At 70.5% G+C, this 21,344-nt stretch carries 15 protein-coding genes; 8 read left to right on the plus strand and 7 right to left on the minus strand.

Going from position 1 to position 21,344, the window contains the following annotated elements:
- Positions 1-106 precede the first annotated feature (106 nt).
- The 3 genes from AB0F15_RS41790 to AB0F15_RS41800 form a co-directional block, all read right to left on the minus strand.
- Positions 107-1,588, minus strand: coding sequence for a glycosyl hydrolase family 28 protein (locus AB0F15_RS41790; RefSeq protein ID WP_360282883.1), 1,482 nt, complete (start codon positions 1,586-1,588; stop codon positions 107-109).
- A gap of 426 nt (positions 1,589-2,014) precedes the next feature.
- The gene (locus tag AB0F15_RS41795; protein ID WP_360282885.1) at positions 2,015-3,586 is read right to left on the minus strand and encodes an alkaline phosphatase D family protein; all 1,572 of its coding nucleotides are present in this window, start codon (positions 3,584-3,586) and stop codon (positions 2,015-2,017) included.
- A 31-nt stretch (positions 3,587-3,617) separates the two neighbouring features.
- Positions 3,618-4,274, minus strand: coding sequence for a hypothetical protein (locus tag AB0F15_RS41800; RefSeq protein ID WP_360282887.1), 657 nt, complete (start codon positions 4,272-4,274; stop codon positions 3,618-3,620).
- Positions 4,275-4,387: 113 nt separating this feature from the next.
- Between AB0F15_RS41800 and AB0F15_RS41805 the strand changes: the two genes are divergently transcribed.
- From AB0F15_RS41805 to AB0F15_RS41815, 3 genes are all read left to right on the plus strand, one after another.
- Positions 4,388-7,327: a BTAD domain-containing putative transcriptional regulator gene (locus AB0F15_RS41805; RefSeq protein ID WP_360282889.1), complete on the plus strand. Its 2,940-nt coding sequence runs from the start codon at positions 4,388-4,390 to the stop codon at positions 7,325-7,327.
- An 87-nt stretch (positions 7,328-7,414) separates the two neighbouring features.
- Positions 7,415-8,635 carry a hypothetical protein gene (locus tag AB0F15_RS41810; RefSeq protein WP_360282891.1) on the plus strand — a complete coding sequence of 407 codons (1,221 nt, stop codon included), beginning with the start codon at positions 7,415-7,417 and terminating at the stop codon, positions 8,633-8,635.
- Between the two features lie 423 nt (positions 8,636-9,058).
- A complete protein-coding gene (locus AB0F15_RS41815; protein WP_360282893.1) occupies positions 9,059-10,318 on the plus strand; it encodes a glucuronyl hydrolase in 1,260 nt (419 codons plus the stop codon).
- A gap of 37 nt (positions 10,319-10,355) precedes the next feature.
- Here the strand turns inward: AB0F15_RS41815 and AB0F15_RS41820 are convergent, their stop codons facing one another.
- Positions 10,356-10,808 (minus strand): DUF4396 domain-containing protein, encoded by a 453-nt coding sequence (locus AB0F15_RS41820; protein WP_360282895.1) that lies wholly within the window; start codon positions 10,806-10,808, stop codon positions 10,356-10,358.
- 217 nt (positions 10,809-11,025) lie between these two features.
- Between AB0F15_RS41820 and AB0F15_RS41825 the strand changes: the two genes are divergently transcribed.
- Positions 11,026-12,042 carry an autoinducer 2 ABC transporter substrate-binding protein gene (locus AB0F15_RS41825; protein WP_360282911.1) on the plus strand — a complete coding sequence of 339 codons (1,017 nt, stop codon included), beginning with the start codon at positions 11,026-11,028 and terminating at the stop codon, positions 12,040-12,042.
- 12 nt (positions 12,043-12,054) lie between these two features.
- Here the strand turns inward: AB0F15_RS41825 and AB0F15_RS41830 are convergent, their stop codons facing one another.
- Together AB0F15_RS41830 and AB0F15_RS41835 are read right to left on the minus strand one after the other, a co-directional pair.
- The gene (locus tag AB0F15_RS41830) at positions 12,055-13,368 is read right to left on the minus strand and encodes a hypothetical protein (protein WP_360282897.1); all 1,314 of its coding nucleotides are present in this window, start codon (positions 13,366-13,368) and stop codon (positions 12,055-12,057) included.
- A complete protein-coding gene (locus AB0F15_RS41835) occupies positions 13,365-14,132 on the minus strand; it encodes a hypothetical protein (protein ID WP_360282899.1) in 768 nt (255 codons plus the stop codon). The genes AB0F15_RS41830 and AB0F15_RS41835 overlap by 4 nt, the downstream gene beginning before the upstream one ends.
- A 474-nt stretch (positions 14,133-14,606) precedes the next feature.
- On the opposite strand from AB0F15_RS41835, the gene AB0F15_RS41840 reads away from it, so the two are divergent.
- From AB0F15_RS41840 to AB0F15_RS41850, 3 genes are all read left to right on the plus strand, one after another.
- Positions 14,607-16,010, plus strand: a complete 1,404-nt coding sequence (locus AB0F15_RS41840) for a family 2B encapsulin nanocompartment shell protein (RefSeq protein ID WP_360282901.1) — start codon at positions 14,607-14,609, stop codon at positions 16,008-16,010.
- 241 nt (positions 16,011-16,251) lie between these two features.
- On the plus strand, positions 16,252-17,640 hold the full coding sequence (locus AB0F15_RS41845; protein WP_360282903.1) for a family 2B encapsulin nanocompartment shell protein: 1,389 nt from the start codon (positions 16,252-16,254) through the stop codon (positions 17,638-17,640).
- On the plus strand, positions 17,640-18,671 hold the full coding sequence (locus AB0F15_RS41850) for a family 2 encapsulin nanocompartment cargo protein polyprenyl transferase (RefSeq protein WP_360282905.1): 1,032 nt from the start codon (positions 17,640-17,642) through the stop codon (positions 18,669-18,671). The genes AB0F15_RS41845 and AB0F15_RS41850 overlap by 1 nt, the downstream gene beginning before the upstream one ends.
- A 107-nt stretch (positions 18,672-18,778) precedes the next feature.
- Here the strand turns inward: AB0F15_RS41850 and AB0F15_RS41855 are convergent, their stop codons facing one another.
- Positions 18,779-19,912 carry a CapA family protein gene (locus tag AB0F15_RS41855; protein WP_360282907.1) on the minus strand — a complete coding sequence of 378 codons (1,134 nt, stop codon included), beginning with the start codon at positions 19,910-19,912 and terminating at the stop codon, positions 18,779-18,781.
- A gap of 378 nt (positions 19,913-20,290) precedes the next feature.
- Here AB0F15_RS41855 and AB0F15_RS41860 point away from each other — a divergent pair, with 378 nt between their 5' ends.
- Positions 20,291-21,265, plus strand: coding sequence for a substrate-binding domain-containing protein (locus tag AB0F15_RS41860; RefSeq protein ID WP_360282909.1), 975 nt, complete (start codon positions 20,291-20,293; stop codon positions 21,263-21,265).
- The last annotated feature ends 79 nt before the right edge of the window (positions 21,266-21,344 follow it).

A 21,344-nucleotide genomic window follows, 5' to 3' on the forward strand; every position in this document is an offset into this window, starting at 1 on the left:
CCACACGCGTGACTGAGCACGGAACTCGCGTGATTGAAGCCGGAACTCGCGAGTTCCGGCCCTGATCACGCGAGTTCCGGCTTCGATCACGCGGGAAACGAGTTGGTCAGCAGGGTGCGGTGGAACCTGTGGTGTTCAGGCGGAGGGCGGAGCCCGACGTGGTGGCCGAGTTTTGGACGCAGTAGCCCGTCACCGACTGGAAGCCGACGTCGAAGGGGCTCTTCGAGCCCTTTTCCGCCGTGAAGTGGTCGAACGTGATGTCCGAGCTGGTGTTGACGATGGCCGCCGGGCGGCCGTCGTCCTTGGCGAACTCGACCGAGCTGTTCACGAACCGGATGCCGGTCGCGTAGTGCAGGTACCAGCCGTACGACGGGCGGGTGCCGATGCTCTTCGGGTTGTAGTCCGTCGCGTTGTTGCTCGGCACGCCCGTGCCCATGGTGCCGTTGCCGCCGGGCACCGACAGCTTCACGCCGGTGAGCGTGACGTCGGAGACGCGGTGACCGCTGTCCGCGCCCCAGATCGTCGGGCTGAAGCTGGTGCCGGTGTGCGTGCCGGTGACGTTGTCGAACGTGACGCCGCTGATCGAGCCGACGCCCGGGTTGTTCCCGCAGCGTTTGCGCGTACCGATCTTCATCATGATCGGCGAATACGTCCCGGACATCGTGATGTCGCGGTAGTGGACGTCGGAAATCTTCGCGCCGTCCATCGAAACGATCCCGATGCCCGATTTGTGCGCACCGGTGATCGTGATGCCCGAGAAGTGGTAGCCGGTGAAGTCGCCGCACGTCTCGGACCCGAACATCAGCGCGTTGCAGCAGACCGCCGAAAGTTTCGCGCCGGTCACCGTCACGTTCCCGTTCGGCAGTTTCGCGCCGAGCGCGTAGTCGCTCTTGAACACCAGCGCGTCGTCGTTAGCCGCGATGGTGGCGTTCGTGATCGTGACGTTGGTCGTGCTGATGATGTTCCAGCCGTCGCGGTCACTCGACGTGTCGATGGTCAGGTGGTCGGAAACGACGTTCGTGCAGCCGTTGATCAGCGCCGCGAAGTGCCCCCCGCGACGCAGCTTGATGCCGGACAGCGTCAGTCCGTCACACCGGGTGAGGGACAGGATCTTGTCGGCTTCGCCGGAATCCGGGTTGCCGGTGATGAGGTTGCCGCCGCCGTCGATCGTGCCCGCGCCGGTGAAGCCGATGTTCGTCAGCTTGTCGCCGGAGAACATCGCGTTGTGGAAGTGGCTGTGCCCGTAGTCCTGGTACTCGTCCCACTGGTTCGGCTCGGGTTTGTCGTAGGTGTCCGCACCGGACCCGGTGATCGTGGCGCCCGCGTCGAGCTGGATCGTCACGTTGCTCTTGAGGTGGACGGTGTTCGCCGACTTGTAGGTGCCGGAAGTGAACCGGACGGTGCCGCCACCCGCCGAGCCGGCCGCGGTGATCGCCTTCTCGATGGCGGCGGAATCGTTGGCCGACCCGTTTCCCTTGGCGCCGTAATCCTTGACCTCGTAAACGCCGCCGGGCGCGGCGGCGGAGACGCCGGCGCCGGTCACCACCAGCCCCGCCACCGCGAAGGTGATCAGCAAGAGTTTTTTCACCGTGGAACCGCCTTGTCATGGAATCGAAGAGTTCGGCATGACGGCGGAGCAGTCAGATTACGAGCGAGGGGAACCGAATGTCAAGATCGACGGGATCGGAGGACCCGCGCCACCCCCAGTCGGACGCGGGTCCCCCGTGGTTCGAGGGTGTCCTTTCAGGATTCCGGCAGTCTACCTTCGACCGGACCGCGGACGCCCTGCATTTTTCATGGTCCAGACCATGAAAAACACATGATCGGCGGCGGTCACCGGAATCCTGCTCCGGACGACTGCAGCGTGAACGCCCGTTCGGCCGTCACCCGGGCCTCCGGGAGCCGCCGCCCGGCGGGGAGACCAGCGCCGTCGTGCCGGTGACCAGCCGGAACACCGCGCCGACCTCGGGGAGAGCGCACAGCCGGTCACCCGGTCATGTCACGCAGCGTGACTTCAGGCCTTCTGCAGGCCGGGTTTCCCCGCTTGCACCACGTAGCTGACGTCGTTCTTGATCACGACCGACGCCGGGTCGTACACGCTGACGTCGGAGGTGGTGACGAAGTCCGCCTGCATCTGCGACGGCGTGGTCGTGACGCGGACGTAGCCGCGCTCGCCCTTGCAGTACTTCACGTGCGGGTTGTTGGCGTACCAGGCCGCGCTGGGCGCGCCCGCGGTGTCGCTGTTGCTCGTGACCGACGTCGTGACCAGCTCGGAGCCGATGACCGGGGCGCTGTGGTCGAAGTAGTCCAGCCGCAGGTCGGCGGCCCAGTGCCGGTGGACGTCCCCGGTGAGCACCACCGGGTTGGCGACCTTGCGGTCGACCCAGCCCTGCTGGATCCGGTTCCGGGAAGCCTCGTAGCCCTGCCAGGAGTCGTTGCCGTCGCAGGTGGCCTTGTTGCCGTCGTCGTCCCGCGTGGCGAAGAAGACCTGCTGGCCGAGGAAGTCCCAGGTCGCCGGGTGCGACTCGAACTGCTTGAGCAGCCACGCCTCCTCGGTGGCGCCGAGGATGCTGCGGGAGGTGTTGCGCACGTCGGCGCAGGCCGGACCGGCGTCGCCGGCGGGGTCGGGCACCTGGGCACTGCGGTACTGGCGCGTGTCGAGCATGTGGAACCGGGCCAGGTTGCCCCACATCAGCTGCCGGTACAGCTGGATCGACGCGCCGTTGGGCTTGGCCGTCGAGCGGATCGGGGTGTTCTCGTAGAAGGCCTGGAACCCGGCGGCCTTGCGCGCGGCCGGTGCCGGCGAGGTGGTGCCGTTCCAGTTGTTCATGACCTCGTGGTCGTCGAAGACGACGATCCACGGCGCGATCGCGTGCGCGGCCTGCAGGTCGGCGTCGGTCTTGTGCTGGGCGTGGCGGGCGCGGTACTGCGCGAGCGTGGTGACGTCCTCGGTGAAGGCCAGGCTGCGCGGGTTGCGCTCCTGCGCGGTGCGGCCCGACTTCTTCTCGTAGATGTAGTCGCCGAGGAACAGCACCAGGTCCGGGTCGTCGGCCACGATGCCCTTGTACGCGTGGTAGTAGCCCTCCTCCCAGTGCTGGCAGGAGCTGAAGCAGTACTTGAGCTGGTTGACCGCGGCGCCCGCGGCGGGCGCGGTGCGCGTGCGGCCGACCGGCGAAATGTAGCCGGAGCTCTTGAACCGGTAGAAGTACTCACGGGCGGGCTGCAGCCCGGTCGGTTCGATGTGGACACTGTGCCCGGACGCGCTGACCGCGCTCACCGAGCCGCGCTGCACGATCGAGCCGAACGCTTCGTCGTTCGCGATCTCCCAGTCGACCGCGTAGGTGGCGTCCGGCATGCCGCCGAAGCCGTCCGGGCTGAGCGGTGCCGGCGCGAGCCGCGTCCACAGCACGACGCTGTCGGGCAGCGGATCGCCGGAGGCGATGCCGAGCTGGAACGGATCGCGGATGGTGGGGGCGGCGGCCGTGGTGCGGGCGTTCGCCCACGACGGCAGCGCCGCCGAAGCCGCGGTGGCGGTGACCGCGGCGAGGCCGCCGAGGAGCACCTTGCGCCGGTTGACCTGACCCATGGGAAAGCCCTTTCTCGAAGTGGTGACGCGGTCAGGCCGCGAAGTCGGTGATGCCGTCGCTGCAGGACTTCAGGTCGGGCTTGGCCGTGGTGTAGTTCGCGACGCACACCTTGTAGAAGACCCAGGTGCCGTGCGGGACCGTGGCGGCCTTGTCGACCTTCGTGCCCTCGCCGCCGGAGTTCCAGACGTAGAACGGGCCGGCTCCGCCCTTGAGCCAGTACGCGACGACGGCGGAGTAGCCGTCGGAACTCGTGTCGTAGACCAGGAAGTGCGAGTCGGACGAGCGGTACTGCCCTTCGCCGGCGCAGGCGTCGGCGCACTGGCCGCTGCCCGAGCCGACGCCGCAGTCCGGCGCCACCCGCTCGTCGGAGTTCGTGAAGACGTAGGTGTCCGAGATGTACCCGCCGAGCGCGGGCACGTAGTCCCACAACGTGCCCGTGCCGTAGGTACCGGTCACCGACGTGCCCTTCACCTGGCAGTCGATGGTCACCGACGCGCCGTTCGCGACGGTCTTGACGGCCGTGGCAGCCGCGGTGGGCGCCCGGCGGACGTTGAGCGGGTCACCCGCGGTCTTGACGGTGCCGGTCGCCGCGGCCGACGCTTCGAGCGCGCCGCCCACCGCCAGCCCGCCGATCGTCGCGAGGACCGCTCCCAAACCGGCCATCCGCCGGAGGTTCGAACGCTTCATGGCCGTAGCTTCACTTCGCGCCGTACACATCTCGTACAAAGCGCGCACGTGTGCGCACAGACACTCCGAATGGATCTAGCCCCTGCGGCCGGACGGTCCTAGAGTCCCGGGATATGGGGGAACTCATCGGGCAGGTTGAGGCCACCTCGCTTACCATCCGCGTCCTCGGTCCGCTGGAGGTCACCGCCGCCGGGCGCGTGATCGCCCTCGGCGGCCCGAAGCCCCGGCTGCTGCTGGCCGCGCTGGCGTTGCAGCCGAACGTCGTCGTCTCGACCGACGTGCTGGTGGAAGTGCTGTGGCCACAGGCGGCGCCGCGGTCGGCCGCGGCGAACATCCGCACGTACGTCCATTCGCTGCGAAGGCACTTCGCGGACATCCACCCCGATCTGGGCGAGCGGATCAGCAGCCGGGCCTCCGGCTACCTGCTGACCGCCTCGCCCGCCGAACTGGACCACCTCGCCTTCGCCGCCTTGGCCGGTGAAGCGCAGGAAGCGCTCGAGGGCGGCGAAGCCGAAACCGCGCTCAAGCTCCTCGACAAGGCCGACGCGCTGTGGCGCGGCGAAGTCCTCGAAGGCCTGCCCCACGACCACAGCTGGGGCGCGACCGTCGCCCGGCTCACCGAACTGCGGCTGTCGGTGCAGGAACAGCGCCTCCGGGCGCGGATCGGCCTCGGGCGCTCCGGCGAGGCCATCGCCGAGCTGCGCGGGCTGGTCACCGAGCACCCGCTGCGCGAGGAGCTCTGGGCGCAGCTGATCGTCGCGCTGCGCGCCGCGGGCCGGACCGGGGAGTCGATCGAGGCGTACGAGTCGGCCGAGCGGGTCCTGCGTCAGGAGCTCGACGCCGAGCCGGGCGCCCGGCTGCGCGAGCTGCGCGCGACACTGGTGCCGGAAACCGCGCTCGCCCCACCGCTCGCCGCCGCCGACGTCGCCCCGGTCTGCCAGCTGCCCCTCGACCTGCCGGACTTCACCGGCCGTGACGTCCTGATCCACGACGTCGTCACCCTGCTGCGGGAACGCGCGGACTCCGGCACGCCGGCCGTGATCGTGCTCTCCGGCGCGCCCGGCGTCGGCAAGTCGGCGGTCGCCGTCCGGGTCGCGCACGCACTCCGCGACGAGTTCCCCGACGGCCAGCTGCACGTCGACCTGGCCGGCACGTCGTCGTCGCCGCGGGCGCCGATGAGCGTGCTCGCCGAGCTGCTGCGCACGCTGGGCATCCCCGACGCCGGCCTGCCGCGGGAGCTGGCCGAGCGGTCGGCGCTGCTGCGGTCGCGGCTGGCCGGGCGGCGGATGTGCGTCGTGCTCGACGACGCCGGCAGCGAGGCCCAGGTGCGGCCGCTGCTGCCCGGTGCCGGGGCCTGCGCGGTGCTGCTGACGAGCCGGATCCGGCTGCCGGGGCTCGCCGGCGCGAAGCCGGTGGACGTCGACCTGCTGCCCGAGGCCGAGGCCGCCGCGCTGCTGGAGGGCATCGTCGGCGCCGAGCGGGTGGCCGCCGAGCCGGAGAGCGCCGCGGCGATCCTGCGCCAGTGCGGGCACCTGCCGCTGGCGATCCGGGTGGCCGGCGCGAAGCTGACGCACCGGCCGGGCTGGACGCTGCGGCTGCTGGCCGACCGGCTGGGCGACGAACGCCGCCGGCTCGACGAGCTGCGCGTCGGCGACCTGGCGGTCCGCGCGAGCGTGACCCTGTCCTACGACCTGCTGCCGATGTCGGCGGCCACCGCCTTCCGCGGGCTGGGGCTGCTCGGGCCGGTCCAGTTCCCGGCGTGGGCGGTCGCGGCCGTGCTGGGCCGCCGCGACGCCGAAGACGTGCTCGACGTGCTGGTCGACGGCCACCTCGTCGAGCTCGTCGGCTCCGATTCGGCCGGGCAGCCGCGCTACCGCCTCCACGACCTGCTGCGCGTGTACGCGGTGGAGCTCGCCGAGCGGAGTGACGCAGCGAAGACGCGGGCCGGCCTGCGGCGGGTGCTGGAGAGCTACCTGGGGCTGGCGCTCGAGGCGGCGCGCCGGATGCCGTTGCACTTCTTCGGCATGTACTGCGACGACGAGCTGCCGCGCCCGGCGGTGCCGGCAGGCGTGCTGCCCGACGACCCGGCCGCGTGGTTCGCCGCCGAGCGGCAGACCACCGTCGCGGCGGTTTCGCTGGCCGCCCAGCAGGGTTTCGACGACCTGGCCTGGCAGCTGGCTTCGGCGCTGACGCCGTACTTCGACCTGCGCGGCCCGCAGGACGACTGGCACAGCACCCACGTCGTCGCCCTCGCGGCGGCCCGCCGGACCGGCTCGGAGCGGGCCGAGGCGATCGTCCAGCGCAACCTCGGGCAGTACCTGCTCTACCAGGACGAGTACGCCGAGGCGCGGGTGGCGTTCGAGGAGTCGAAGAAGCTGTTCGAGGCCGTCGGTGACATCCAGGGCGTCGCTGTCGCGCTGACCGGGGTGTCGACGATCCTTCGCATCGAAGGCGAAGACGACCTCGCCCTCGACCACTGCCACGAGGCGCTGAAGCTGTTCGCGGAAGCCGACGACCCGAACGGCGAAGCGGTGGCGCGCCTCGGTGCCGGCGCGGTGTGGATGTCGCGCGGCTGTTACGCGGCGGCCAAGCGCTGGATCACCGACGCGCTGGAGCTGTCGGCGGCGATCGGCGACCACCACCGCGAGGCGCACGCGCTCAAGCGGCTGGGCCTGCTGCACCAGCACCAGGGCAACCTGGCCGCGGCCCGGGAGCACGTCGACCGCGCGATCGCGATCTTCACCAGCCTCGGCGACGACCACTGCGTCGGCTACGCGAACCAGAACCTCGGCGAGCTGTGCCTGCACAGCGGCGACTTCGCGCACGCGCAGCTGCTGCTGGTGAACTCGCTGGCGGTGCACCGCCGCAACGGCGACCGGCGGTCGGAAGCGGAGGTGTCGCAGCTGCTCGGCGAGCTGCACCGGGCGCTTTCGCAGCCGGAGCGGTCCCGTGACTATTCGGAGCGGGCGCTGGCGATCTGGCACGAGTTGTCGAGCCGGCCGAAGGAACCGCCGACCGTGGTGGAGCAGCGGCCGCACATCGCCTCCGCCTGACGCACAATCTGCTTGTACGGATCATGTACGCCGTCCCGTCAGTCTTTCGCCACGTTCGAGTGAACAAGTGCGAGAGGAGAACCGGGGATGATCCGGATCATGAAGGCCGGCCGCGTGACCGCGGCGGTTTTGGCCGCCGGGGCGGTGACGGCACTGGCCGGAGCCCCCGCCCAGGCCGCGACGGCGCCGTCGGGCAGTGCGAACTGGGCCGCCGACGTGTCCACTGTGGACAACGATGACGTCAACGTCACCGGGGCCGGTGGCACGCTGACGCTGGCCGACGCCGCCTGGCACCGAACCGAACGCGTGTTCGCCGGCAGCGAGGGCAGCCTGACCACCGCCGAGCACCAGCTGGGCTCGGCGGCGAACCGCGTCAGCGCGGAACTGACCGCCGACACCCCCAAGGGCACCTCGATCGACGTCGACGTCCGCGGCCGGACCGGGGTGAACGACTGGACCGAGTGGACGCCCGCCGGCACCGCGCTGAAGACCACCGTGAACTCGGTGCAGGTGCGGATCAGCCTGCACAGCAGCACCGACGGCACCCGCCCGGCCGTCCGCGGCCTCGCGCTCAGCGCCGACAGCGTCCCGCAGGCCAACGCGCTCGCCGCGACGACCGCGCTGACCTACAAGATCTACGCCACCCGCGAAGGCCTGACCGGGCAGACGACCGCCAACGGCCACGTCATCACCAGCCGCGACCACTTCGTCGCCCTGCCGTCCGGGCGCGGCCTGTCCGGCAAGGGCAGCGGCACCTACACCGTGCGCGTCTGCAAGACCGACGGCAGCCGGTGCGAGTACGCCCCGGTGTGGGACGTCGGCCCGTGGAACACCAAGGACGACTACTGGAACGCGGCGCGCGCCGAGTACAAGGACCTCCCGCAGGGCCAGCCCGAGGCGTACGCCGCCTACCACAACGGCTACAACGGCGGTAAGGACGACCTCGGCTACAAGGTCGGCAACCCGGCGGGCATCGACCTCGGCGACGGCGTCTTCTACGACGGGCTCGGCATGTCGGACAACGGCAACGTGAACGTCACCTACCTGTGGACCGGCTCCAGCCCGACCGGCGTCGTCAGCACCGCGGGCGACCCGATGAACGTCCGGGCGAGCGCCAGCACTTCGGCCGCCGTCAAGGGCCTCGCGGCGAACTACGCCAAGGTGAACATCGAATGCTACGTCGAGGGTGACACGGTCGCCGGCAAGTTCGGCACCACCGACATCTGGGACCGGATCGGCCCGAACAACTACGTGTCCGACACCTACCTGCAGACCGGCTCGGACAGCCCCGTCGCGCCGCACTGCTGATCCACGGCTTCAGTGAACCCCGGACGTCGCGGGGTTGACTGCCCTCGATCCCGCGACCACAGCGAAGGCCCGGTGTCCCCCGCCGGGCCTTCGCGCCGGCCGCGAATGACCCAGTCGACCCGCGCGAGAACGCAAGTCGGCGCATCCGCGCGACTTCCCGGTCGCCGGTGAAGCCAACTCACCGCCCACAACAGCCAACTCACCGGCAACTCGGGCGAGTTGGCCAGTCCGGCCAGTAAGTTGGCCGCTGCGGGCGGTGAGTTGGCCGGAACCCCGCCGGGCCTTCGCGCTTTTCTCCGCCATTCCGATCACCGGCACACAATTCACAACCTTGAACAAATGTCCGCCGGGTGTACAAGCGCCCGCCGGTCGTGCAAAAATTCCGGGCACTTCCCACACGGAATCACGGAATGGCGGGTACCTGTGAGCGTTTCCCGGAGAACCCTGCTGACCACCGCGGCCGGTGCCGCGGTGGCGGTGAGCGCCAGCACCTCGGCAGCCGCTTCCGCGGCCACCCCCAACGTCACCCCCAACGTCACCCCCGATGTCTCCGACCAGGCATCGGTCACCCGGACGCTCCGCCAGGCGGCCGATTACGCGGTGGCCAAGCTCCGCGCGGTGGCCCCCGGCGTCACCGCGTTTCCGGTCGGCACGAAGTTCGAGAAATGGACCTATTCGCAGAATGGCGACTGGGTCGGCGGATTCTGGCCCGGCCAGTTGTGGCTGGCCTGGCTGCACAGCGGCGAGGAACAATTCAAGACCCTCGCGCTGGCTTCCGCCGAAAAACTCGCGCCGCGCCAGAACGACACGGGCACGCACGACCTGGGCTTCCTCTTCTCCCCCTCCTGGGTCACCGCCTGGCGGCTCACCGGCGACGAGAAGTGGAAGGCGGGCGCACTCCAGGCCGCGGCGTCGCTGAGCAAGCGCTACAACCCGGCGGGCGGGTTCATCCGCGCGTGGGGCGCGCTCGGCGATCCGAACAACGCCGGCCGCGTCATCATGGACACGATGATGAACCTGGACCTGCTCGCGTTCGCCAGCGCGCAGACCCAGGACCCGCGGTACCTCGAAATCGCCGTCGCCCACGCGAAAACGGTCCAGGCGAACTTCCCGCGGGCCGACGGATCGACACCGCACGTGTTCGACTTCGATCCGGTCACCGGTGCACCGATCGGACCGAACACGGTGCAGGGCTACAGCCCCACGTCGTGCTGGTCACGCGGGCAGGCCTGGGGTGTCTACGGGTTCACCACGATCCACCGGCGCACCGGGGACGCGGAGTTCCTCACCACGGCCCGGCGGCTCGCGGACTTCGCGCTGTCCCGGCTGACGCCCGACCACGTGCCGGGGTGGGACTACCTCGCCCCGCAGGCCCCGAACGACGTCAAGGACGCCTCCGCGGGCGTGATCATGGCGTGCGGCCTGCTGGACCTCGCGGAGCTCACGCACCGCCCGCACTACCGGGACAGCGCGCTACGCATCTTGACGGCGGTCTCGCGGACGTGCCTGACCACGAAGTCCGCCCGGGCCGAAGCGAGCGTCGCGCGCTGCACCCGCAGCCGGCCGGCCGAGGACGGCATCGAGGTGTCGCTCCCCTACGCCGACTACTACCTGCTGGAAGGCATCCTGCGGGTGCTCGACCGGCGCAAGCTCGATCGCGCGATCGACCTCTCCAGCCGGTAGCGCGTCCGGGGAGGCCGCCACCTCCCCGGACGCACTGTCAGTGGTGGTGCGCGTGCACCTTGGCGTGCCCGAGGCCCCGCCCGATCATCCACCTGTTCACCGGCACCGTGACGACGAACGCGATCGCCAGCGAGAGCGCCAGCGACAGCCAGAACAGGAAGCTGGCCAGCCCGGCGCTCATCGCGCCCGGGATCGCCACGACCACGGTGTTGTCGATGAGCTCCATGACGGCGATCGACACGGTGTCCGCGGCCAGCGCGACCTTGAACGCCGCCGCCGCGCCCAGCCCCGACTTCAGCACGCCCCGCATGGTCAGGCCGTAGCCGAAGACGAAGGCCAGCACGATCGACAGGACCACGGTCGCCGCGTTGTGCAGGCCGAACGCCGTGCCCAGCACCATGCCGAGCACCTCACCGATGGCACAGCCGGTCAGGCAGTGGAGAGTCGCCTGGATCGCTGTCGCCCACGAAGCTGCGTGCTGGTCACTCATGACCGCGACTATACCCCTTGGGGGTATCGAATGCACGTCGTGGCCGCCCCTGCCGGCCAGGGATCCGGCGTCGGCACCTCCCGAAGCAGAACTCACTTCCGTAACCCTTTGCGCACATCCCGTTGACCACAGTTACCCCGTGGCCCTACGTTCGCCCTTGGTCTCCACCATGCGCAGACCGATCGAACTGGTCGAAATTCCTGAGGAACGGGTGGAGATGCGAGGGCCGACGAAGACCTCCCGGCTGGTCGCGACGGTGCCGCTGGTCGCGGCCCTCGCGCTCGGAGGCTGCTCGGACCAGCTGGGCAGCGCTCCCGCGGCGTCGCCGACCCGGATCGAATTCGTGCCCAAGATCGGCGGCATCCCGTACTTCGAGGCGATGAACACCGGCGGCCTCGACGCGGCGAGGCAGCTGGGCGTGGCGTGGCACACCACCGGGCCGTCGACCGTCGACCCGGCGGCGCAGGTGGCGATCCTGCGTGACCTGATCGCGAAGAAGGTCGACGTCATCGTCGTCGCCCCCAACGACCCGGCGGCGCTCGCGGGCGTGATCGCCGAAGCCAGGGCGAAGGGCATCCACGTGCTCACCTCGGACACCGACGCGCCGGGCACGCAGCGCGAGGTGTTCGTCAACCAGGCCAGCGCGCAGGGCATCGGCACGGCGCTCGTCGACGCGCTGATGGCGAAGACCGGCGGCACCGGCCAGTACGCGATCGTCTCGTGCGGCCCGACCGCGGCGAACCTCAACACGTGGATCGCGGTCCAGAAGGAGTACGCGGCCGCGCACTACCCGAAGGCCGAGCTCGTCGAGACCCTGTACGCGGGCGAAGACCAGCACACCGCGACGACCATCGCCAAGGACCTCATGGCCCGCCACCCCGGCCTGACCGGGCTGATCGGCGAGTGCACCACCTCCGCGCCCGGCGTCGCGAAGGCCGTGGGCGACGAGCAGAAGATCGGCCGGGTGTTCACCGTCGGCATCGGCACGCCGCAGGCCATCAAGCCGTTCCTGCTCGACGGCTCGTGCTCGCAGTCGGTGCTGTGGAACGTCGAGTCGCTGGGCTACCTGACCGCGTGGACGGCGAAGCAGGTGGCCGACGGCAAGCCGCTGGCCCCGGTCAACAAGGTGAGCCTGGAGCTGCCGTCGGTGAAGTACGACGCCGCGTCGAAGACCGTCCTGCTGGGCGACCCCCTGCTCATCACCGCCGACAACGTCGACCAGTTCAAGTACTGACGCACCGGCGCGTCACCGGTGCCGGCGCACGTGTCCGGCCGCCGCGCCCCCGCCGAGGACGAGGATCAGCGCCGTCAGTCCCCAGCGGCGTTTCTCCTCGGTCCGCCGTCCGGTGTCCTGGGCCACCGGCTCGGCCTTCTTCTCCGGGCGCACCCGGGCTGACGGCTTCGGCGGCGGCACCGCGGTGGCCGGCGTGGGCGTGACCACCGGCGACGGCGTGGGTGCCGGCACCGGGTCCGGGGACAGGACGACCGGCTGCTCCACCGGCGGCAGCTGCGCCGGGGGCGGTGTGGACGGCGGGGGCGGCGGCACCGGCGACGGCGTGACCGGGGGCTCGTCCCGGGCCGGCGACGAGGGCGGAGCCGATTCCGTCGGCGAGTTCGGCGGCGGTTCCGTCGGCGTGGGCAGGGGCGGCTGGGGCAGCGGCGAGGAGGACTGGGGCGGCGGGGACGCCTCGGCGTAGCACCCGGCCGCGTCGGCGCTCACCAGCGGCGGCCCCGCGGCGATCTCGACGGCCGGGCCGGAGCCGTCCCGCGGCAGGCGGTAGGTGACGCTGCGCTGCCCGTCGTCGTTGGCCGTGGCGTAGATCGCGCCGGGCGCGAGCACCACCGCGCCGTACGCGCCGCCGCGGGGGAACCGGAGCCCGGGCACCACCGTGACCTTTCCGCTCGACGGGTCGAGCGCGACCACCGAACTGTCACCGCGCGAAGTCGCCGAGACGCCGTAGAGCAGCCCGTCCGCCGGGTCGAAGGCGAAGTCGTCGATGCCGACGGCGAGCGACACCGGCCGCAGCGCCGTCCGGTGCACCACCCGCGCGTAGCCCGCGCTCGCCGGGTCGATGTCCACCGTGTACAGATCGCTGCCCTGCCGCACGTACCAGCGGTCGCCGTCGATCGCGCCCGCGGTGGCGCCGGTGACCACGCTCCACACGGAATCGTGCGCGCCCGCCCGGGCGAGCACGCCCAGGTCGGTGACCGCGCCGGCGGAATCGATCCGCACCGCGTGCGCGCCGTGGTACCGGCCGGCGCGGGTGCCGTCGGCGACGCCGTAGACGACGTCCTGCGCGGCGGAGTAGCCCATCGCGTTGATCCAGTACCCGGCCTGGGTCACGCGTCGCGTGGTCCCGCCGGGCAGGGACAGCAGCCGCAACGTCGTCGGCGCGCCGGCGCGTTCGTTCTCCGCCTGCAGGATCGTGCAGGCGGAGGGCTCCCGCGCCACCGTGAGGCGGGACGAGGAGGGCGCGAGCCAGCCCGTCGCCGCCAGCAGCGCCGAGATCGCCACGGCCACGCCGAGCATCGCCGCCCAGCGGGCCTTCGCGCCGGTCAAACCAGCCTGTCCAGCGCCGACGTGAACGCCTCGGGCGGCACGCTGACCCCGCCGCTGAACGGGTTCTGCAGCTGGTGGATCGCGAACAGCAGCAACGTGATCGTGCCGGCCAGGGTGGACACGATGATGACGTGCGCGGCCGGCCGGGTACCGCCGAACAGGTTGGGCAGCAGGATCGCCGTGATCAGGCTGCCGAGGATCAACACGAACCAGACGACCGCGCCGACCCCACCGGCGCCGGAGTGGCTCAGCCGCTGCTGCCGAGCCTGGTAGACCGACCAGAGCTGGTTGCTCGCCTCGGTCTTGCGGTCCAGCTGCCAGTCGCCGTCGGCCGGGGCTTCGGCCACCGCCTGGCGCATCTGGTCCAGCTGCGTCGCGCCCGTGGCAGGCACCTCGCCGCCGTCGGCCAGGCGCGGCCACTCCTGCTCCTCGACGGTCCGCGCGTAGGCGGCGGCGAGCCGGTGCACCCGGTCCTTCGTCTCCGCCGGCAGCGCGTCGGCCGCCCAGGTGGCCGCGACCAGGCTGTCGGCCTCGGTCTGCGCGTTCTGGCCCACGGTGCTCACCGAGTCGTACAGCGAGATGAGCACGAAGGCGACCAGGACCGCGTGCATCCCGCCGACGATGGTGAACACCTGGCCCGCCGCATCGTTGTTGCCGGGCCTGCCCTCGTCGTCCCGGCCGAACCGGCGGACCAGGTAGGCGATCAGGCCGCCGGCGCAGGCTGCGCCGGCCACCCAGAGACTGCCGGCCACGAAGATGTTCATCCGGGTCCTTTCGCCCGCGTACCGCGGGAAGCACTACCGGCGCATTCCGCAACCGGGACCGCTCAAGTTAGTCACCCATTTCCGGACGGACAACATTGGGGGTCGAATTCATCCGGGTGGCCGCACGAGGCCACGATCGTCGCCGGTTCAGCGCAGTTTTCCCGTGGCGAAACCCGCTCCTTCCCACCCCACGGCAACCACGGACCGCGCCACCCGGCCGAGATTCCCACGACGGAGTGACGCCCGAGAACAGCCGGTGACCACCAGCTTCGAACATCATCCGGAGATGATCAAGCAACCACATCGATGATTATCCCGGTGACCCGATCGTGTCATTGTGCGGCAGAGCGTGGTTGCTATGTTGATTTCGCGGTGCCACGAAACCGCGCGCCTCCGGGCAAAAAGCAGGTCATGACCGGCGTGCCCACCGGGGTGAGCACGTGCCGAACGTAAATGGATTGGGTGGTTCTCGCTGTGACTGTCACCGACCCGGTGGAATCCGAGCAGGCGCCGTCGAGCTTGAGCCGGGCGGCGGCCCGGACGCTGGCGACGACGACGAAGTCGGTCCCGCAGATGCAGGGCATCTCCTCGCGGTGGCTGCTGAAGCTGCTGCCGTGGGTGGAGGTCTCCGGCGGCGCCTACCGGGTGAACCGGCGGCTCAGCTACTCGGTCGGGGACGGCCGGGTCACGTTCACCACGACCGGCGCCCAGGTCCGGGTCATTCCCCCGGAACTCGGGGAACTGGCGCCGCTGCGCGGGTTCGACGACGAGGAGGTCCTCACCGAACTGGCCGGCCGGTTCACCCAGCACCAGTACGAGCCGGGTGACGCGCTGGTGGAGTTCGGCAGCCAGGCCGACCACGTGTTCCTCCTCGCCCACGGCAAGATCAGCAAGATCGGCACCGGCGCCTACGGCGACCAGGTCGTGCTGGGCACGCTGGCCGACGGCGACCACTTCGGGGAGACCGCGCTGGTCCACGGGGACGGGATCTGGGAGTTCACCGCCAAGGCCGTCACCGCGTGCACCGTGCTGTCGCTGCCACGCCAGGCGTTCGAAGACGTCCTTGCCCGGTCGGAAACGCTGCAGGCGCACCTCGAGGGCTACCTGGCGCGCGGCGCGACGGCCAGCAACGACGAGGGCGAGGCCGAGATCGCCCTGGCCGCCGGGCACGACGGGGAACCGGTGCTGCCGGGCACGTTCGTCGACTACGAAGCCCGGCCGCGCGAGTACGAGCTGTCCGTGGCCCAGACCGTGCTGCGGGTCCACTCGCGCGTGGCCGACCTCTACAACCAGCCGATGAACCAGATCGAGCAGCAGCTGCGGCTGACCGTGGAGGCCCTGCGCGAACGGCAGGAACACGAGCTGATCAACAACACCGGCTTCGGGTTGCTGCACAACGCCGACTTCGCCCAGCGCATCCCCACCCGCACCGGTCCCCCGACCCCGGACGACCTGGACGAGCTGCTCTCCCTGGTGTGGAAGGACCCCGGGTTCTTCCTCGCCCACCCCAAGACCATCGCCGCGTTCGGCCACGAATGCACCAAGGCCGGCGTCTACCCCGCCAGCGTCGACCTCGGCGGGCACCAGGTGCCGTCCTGGCGCGGTGTGCCGATCCTGCCGTGCAACAAGATCCCCGTCACCGAGACCCGCACCAGCTCGGTCCTGCTGATGCGCACCGGCGAAGCGGCCCAAGGGGTCGTCGGGCTGCACCAGACCGGGCTACCCGACGAATACCAGCCGGGGCTGAACGTGCGGTTCATGGGCATCAACGAGCAGGCCATCATCTCCTACCTCGTCTCCGCGTACTACTCGGCCGCGGTGCTGGTGCCCGACGCCCTCGCCGTGCTGGAAGGCGCCGAGATCGGCCGGGAGGGATAGTGCCCGAGCCGGTCACCCCACCCCGCAAGCCGGAGCAGCCCGGCCGCCCGCCCGGCCCTGTGGGGGCCGAGCCCCCACGCCCCGCGCGGGGGGCCCTGCCCCCGGACCCCCGAACTGCAGAGGGGTTGCCCGCGTCGGCCTTCGGGCCGACCGGGCTCGGCACGGCCGCCGCCCGGGTGGTGCCCAAGCCCGCGAGCGCCCGTCCTCCTGAAGCACCCGAACCCGATCGGCGCGTGAAGCCTTGACAGTCACCGAAGAATCCGCGCGGCTGCAACTGTCGCTGAGCGTCACCGCGGCGCGGACGCTGACCACGACGACCAAATCGCTGCCGCAGATGCGCGGCATCACCACCCGCTGGCTGCTCTCCCAGCTGCCCTGGGTCGACGTCCCCGCCGGCAGCTACCGGGTCAACCGGCGCCTCACCTACACCGTGGGCGACGGCAAGGTCAGCTTCTACAACACCGGCGCCCGCGTCCAGGTGGTGCCCGCCGAACTCACCGAACTGGCCCTGCTCCGCGGCTTCGGCGACGAACAGGCACTGAGCGCGTTGGCCGACGTCTTCGAACAACGCGAATACGAACCGGGGGCGACCCTGTTCGCCGCCGGCACGCCGCAGGACATGCTCGTGCTCATCGCCCACGGCAAGGTCACCCGCCACGGCACCGGCGAGTACGGCGACGAAGTGCACCTCGGCACCGCCACCGACGGCGACCACTTCGGCGAAGAACTCCTCGGCCGCGACACCGGCACCTGGGCGTTCACCGCACGGGCGGCCACCCGCGTCATCGCGCTGGTGCTGCCCGCCGCGGCGTACGCACGTCTCAACGGCCGCTCCGAAGCGCTCCGCACCCACGTCACCGAAGCCCTGTCACGGCCGCGGAAACCGCAGAACGCCAGGGGCGAGGCGGCCATCGACCTCACCGCCGGCCACGACGGGGAGCCGATCCTGCCCGGCACCTACGTCGACTACGACCCCTCGCCGCGCGAATACGACCTGGCCGTCGCGCAGACGGTGCTGCGGGTCCACAACCGCGTCACCGACCTCTACAACCAGCCGATGAACCAGCTCGAGCAGCAGCTGCGGCTGACCGTGGAGGCCCTGCGCGAGCGCCAGGAACACGAGCTGGTCAACAACACCGAATTCGGGTTGCTGCACAACGCCGACCTCAGCCAGCGGATCACCACCCGCACCGGCCCGCCGAGCCCGCTGGACCTGGACGACCTGTTCGCCCGCCGTCGCAAGACCCGCTTCTTCCTCGCCCACCCGCGCGCGATCGCGGCGTTCGGCCGGGAATGCACCGCCCACCGCGTGTACCCCGGCACCACCGTCCTGGACGGCAAGCACGTCACCGCCTGGCGCGGGGTGCCGATCCTGCCGTGCGACAAGATCCCGGTGAGCGCGGCGGGTTCGACGTCGATCCTGGCCCTGCGGACCGGCGAAGACGACGCCGGGGTCATCGGCCTCCGGCCGGAGTCCCTGCCGGACGAGTACCAGCCGGGGCTGAACGTCCGGTTCATGGCCACCGACGACCGCGCGGTGACGTCGTACCTGGTCAGCGCGTACCACTCCGCCGCCGTCCTGGTCCCCGACGCCCTCGGCGTGCTCGACGACGTCCAGGTCGGCCGCTGATGACCACCATGAACGCGCGCACCGCCGCCCGTCCCCTCGCCGACGTCCTCGCGTGGAGCAAAGGCGTCCTCGACCCGGCGCTGCGCACCGCCACCGGGCGGCTGCCGGAGGCGATGCGGCGGATCGCCTCCTACCACCTCGGCTGGGAGGACGCCCACGGGCGGCCGGCGGCCGCGGACGGTGGCAAGGCGCTGCGGCCGGCGTTGGTGCTGCTGTGCGCGGAAGCCGCGGGCGGGGACGCCGCCGACGCCGTCCCCGCCGCCGTCGCGGTCGAACTGGTGCACAACTTCTCGCTGCTGCACGACGACGTCATGGACGGCGACACCACCCGGCGGCACCGCGCGACGGCGTGGACGGTGTTCGGCACCGGGCCGGCGGTGCTGGCCGGGGACGCGTTGCTGAGCCTGGCGTTCGAGGTGCTGGCGTCGAGCGGGGCACCGAACGCGCGGCTGCTGTCGGGCGCGGTGCTGGCCCTGCTCGAGGGTCAGGCCGCCGACCTGGACTTCGAGCAGCGCGACGACGTCACCCCCGGCGAGTGCGTGCGGATGGCGGAGGGCAAGACGGCGGCCCTGCTGGGCGCGGCGTGCACGCTCGGGGCGGCGTCCGTGCCGGGCACCGGGGAGGGCACTGCGGAGCGCTTCGGTGCGTTCGGCCGGGCGGTGGGGCTGGCGTTCCAGCACATCGACGACCTCCTCGGCGTCTGGGGCGACCCGGCCGTCACCGGCAAGCCGGTGTACTCGGACCTCCAGAACCGCAAGAAGTCCCTGCCGGTGGTGACGGCCCTGTGTTCCGGCACGGCCGCCGGCGCGGACCTCGCCACGCTCTACGCCCGGCGCGAACCCCTCGACGAGACCGAGCTGGCCCGCGCGGCTTCCCTCGTGGAGGCCGCGGGCGGCCGCCAGTGGAGCCAAGCCCAGGCCGACGCGTTGCTGGCCAAGGCCCTGCGCGACCTGGCCACCGCGGCACAGCCGTCCCGCGCAAGCGCGGAACTGGCCGCCCTGGCCCGCCTGATCACCACCCGCACCCACTGAAACCCGTAACTCGCGTGATCAGAGACGTAACTCGCGTGATTGAAGCCGGATCTCGCGAGTTACGGGCTCAATCACGCGAGTTACGGGGTTGGTCACGCGAGTTACGGTTACTTGTTGGGGCGGGTGAGGCCGGATTTGTCGGCGCCGAGGCTCAAGATGTTCTTGTCTGTGTCCTGGAGGGCCTTGGTGACCTGGGCGGATGGCGGGGATGTCGACAAGTCGACCAGGCGGATCGGGGTGTCGAGCTTGATCAGGGTCGGGATGTACTCGGCCTTGTCGACTTTCCAGCCGTCGCCGTCGCGGACGAAACGGAACCGGGCCGCGGCGCCTTCTTCGGTGTCGCCGCGGGGATCGGAGTGGCGGGCGACGCTGTTGCCGAGCCCGTAGGCCACCCACTTGCCGCCGATCTGCTCGAACGGCTGGACGACGTGGGCGTGGTGGCCGACGATCAGGTCGACGTCGTCCGACGCCAGCAGCTTCTTGGCCTGTGACCGCTGTTCGGCCGTCGGCTCGTGCTGGTACTCGATGCCCCAGTGCAGGCTCGCGATCACGACCTGCGCCCCGACCTGCTTCGCCTTGTGCGCCGCGGCGAGGACGTCTTCGACGTCGATCTGGTTGGCCAGCCACGGCTTCCCGGCCGGCACCTTGATGCCGTTGAACCCGAAGGCGTACGACACCTGGGCGACCTTGACGCCGTGGACGTCCAGGATCAGCGGTTTCGCGGCTTCGGCGGCCGACCGCGCCGAGCCGGTGTGCTTGATACCGACGTCGTCGAGCTTGTCCAGGGTGCGGGTGACCCCCTCCGCGCCCTGGTCGATGGTGTGGTTGGACGACGTCGAGCAGGTGTCGTAGCCGGTGTCCTTGATCGCGTCGGCGATCTCCGGCGGCGCGCTGAACGACGGGTAACCGCTGTACGGGCCCCCTTCCGGCGCCAGCGGTGTCTCGAGGTGGCAGATCCCGAGGTCGGCGCCGGAGATCAGGGGCTTGATCCCGGCCAGCAGCGGGCGGTAGTCGAACTTCCCGCCGCCGTCGGCCTTCGCCTGCTCGGTCAGTGCCGGGTGGATCAGGACGTCACCGGTGGCGACGACGCTGAACGACCCTTCGGGCGCGGCGGACGACGACGATTCCGCCGTTCCGGCTTCCGGGAACGGTGTCGGCGCCGGACCCTGCGGCGACGGGCTGCTGCAGGCGGCCACCAGGACGGCGACCCCGGCGAGCGCGGCGATGCGGTGCTTCGTCATCGGACCCCCTCCTGACGTGGTCCGGCCATCCTGCCAGCCGGGCGAACCGGACTGGGAGCGCGTCCCGACGATCGGCCAATCGCACCACAGTCGACAACACCGATCAGAACATTCCCACTGGACAAAACCGGTCAACACGCAGCCCAAGACCCCAAAAATACGATAATTACCTGCGCTTGTGTGCCCCTGATGTCACGGAGAGTAGGTCTCGCTCCGCTAACTGCCGGGCCAAAGCGCCTTGACGCTCCACGAATGGGTGTTTTGTAATACGAGTCACTTCGCGGTACCCGACCCGTCCCACTCGACCTCGGCCCCATGGAGCACTCGATGTCCACATACCCGCACAGGTTCCGCACCTGGAGCGTTGTTGGTTGTTGTTTGATTTCCGGCCTCCTGCTGACCTCCTGTTCCTCGGGCAAAGACACCGCGGCCCCGCAGCAGCAGGCGCCGGCGAACGGCAAGATCACCCTGTACTACCTGCAGAAACAGGGTGACCAGCAGTACTTCGTCGAGCAGGCGCAGGGTGCGCAGGAGAAGGCGAAGGAGCTCGGCGTCGAGCTCAAGGTGGTGAACCTCGGCCAGGACGCCAACAAGGCGATCACCGAACTGGACGCCGCGGTCGCGCAGGGCGCCAACGGCGTCGCGATCGTCGTCCCCGACCAGGCCATCGGCCCGCAGGTGATCGACAAGGCCAAGAGCGCGGGCATCCCGCTCATCGCTTCCGACGACATCATCAAGGACCGCACCGGCGCGAAGGCCCCGTTCGTCGGCTTCAACGGCAGCCAGATGGGCGACTCGGTCGGCACCGAGGCCGGGAAGCTGTTCAAGGCCGCGGGCTGGACCGCCGCCGACACGAAGATCATCAGCGCCTTCAAGCAGGACCTCACCGTCTGCACCGACCGCGTCAACGCCGCGAAGGCCGCGTTCGCCAAGTCCGCGGGCGCGGACGTCCAGGTGATCAACGTCGGCACCGACAACTCCCCCGTCGACGCGCAGAACCGCTCCGGCGCGGTGATCGGGTCCAACCCCGGCGTCAAGCACTGGGTGGTCTGGGGCTGCAACGACGAGAACGAAACCGGCGTCGTGACCGCGCTGGCCAACTCCGGCGTCGCGGCGAACAACATCATCGGTGTCGGGCTCGGCGCGTACCTCACCTGCAAGGACTGGGCCGCGAGCAAGGACACCGGCAACAAAGCCGCGCTCTACATCTCCGGCGCCGAAGTCGGCCGTTCGGCGATCCAGGTGCTGGTCGACAAGGTGAAGAACGGCAAGGAGCTGCCCGCGGAGACGATCGCCAAGACGACGATCGTCAACAAGGACAACTACAAGCAGGCCGGCGTCAACTGCACCTGACCGATCCCCCTCGTGAGTGGTAATTCGGGTTAGAACCCGAATTACCACTCACGACCGCCGGAACGAAGGGTCACCAATT

This window comes from Amycolatopsis sp. NPDC026612 (genome assembly GCF_040638285.1).
GTDB lineage: Bacteria > Actinomycetota > Actinomycetes > Mycobacteriales > Pseudonocardiaceae > Amycolatopsis.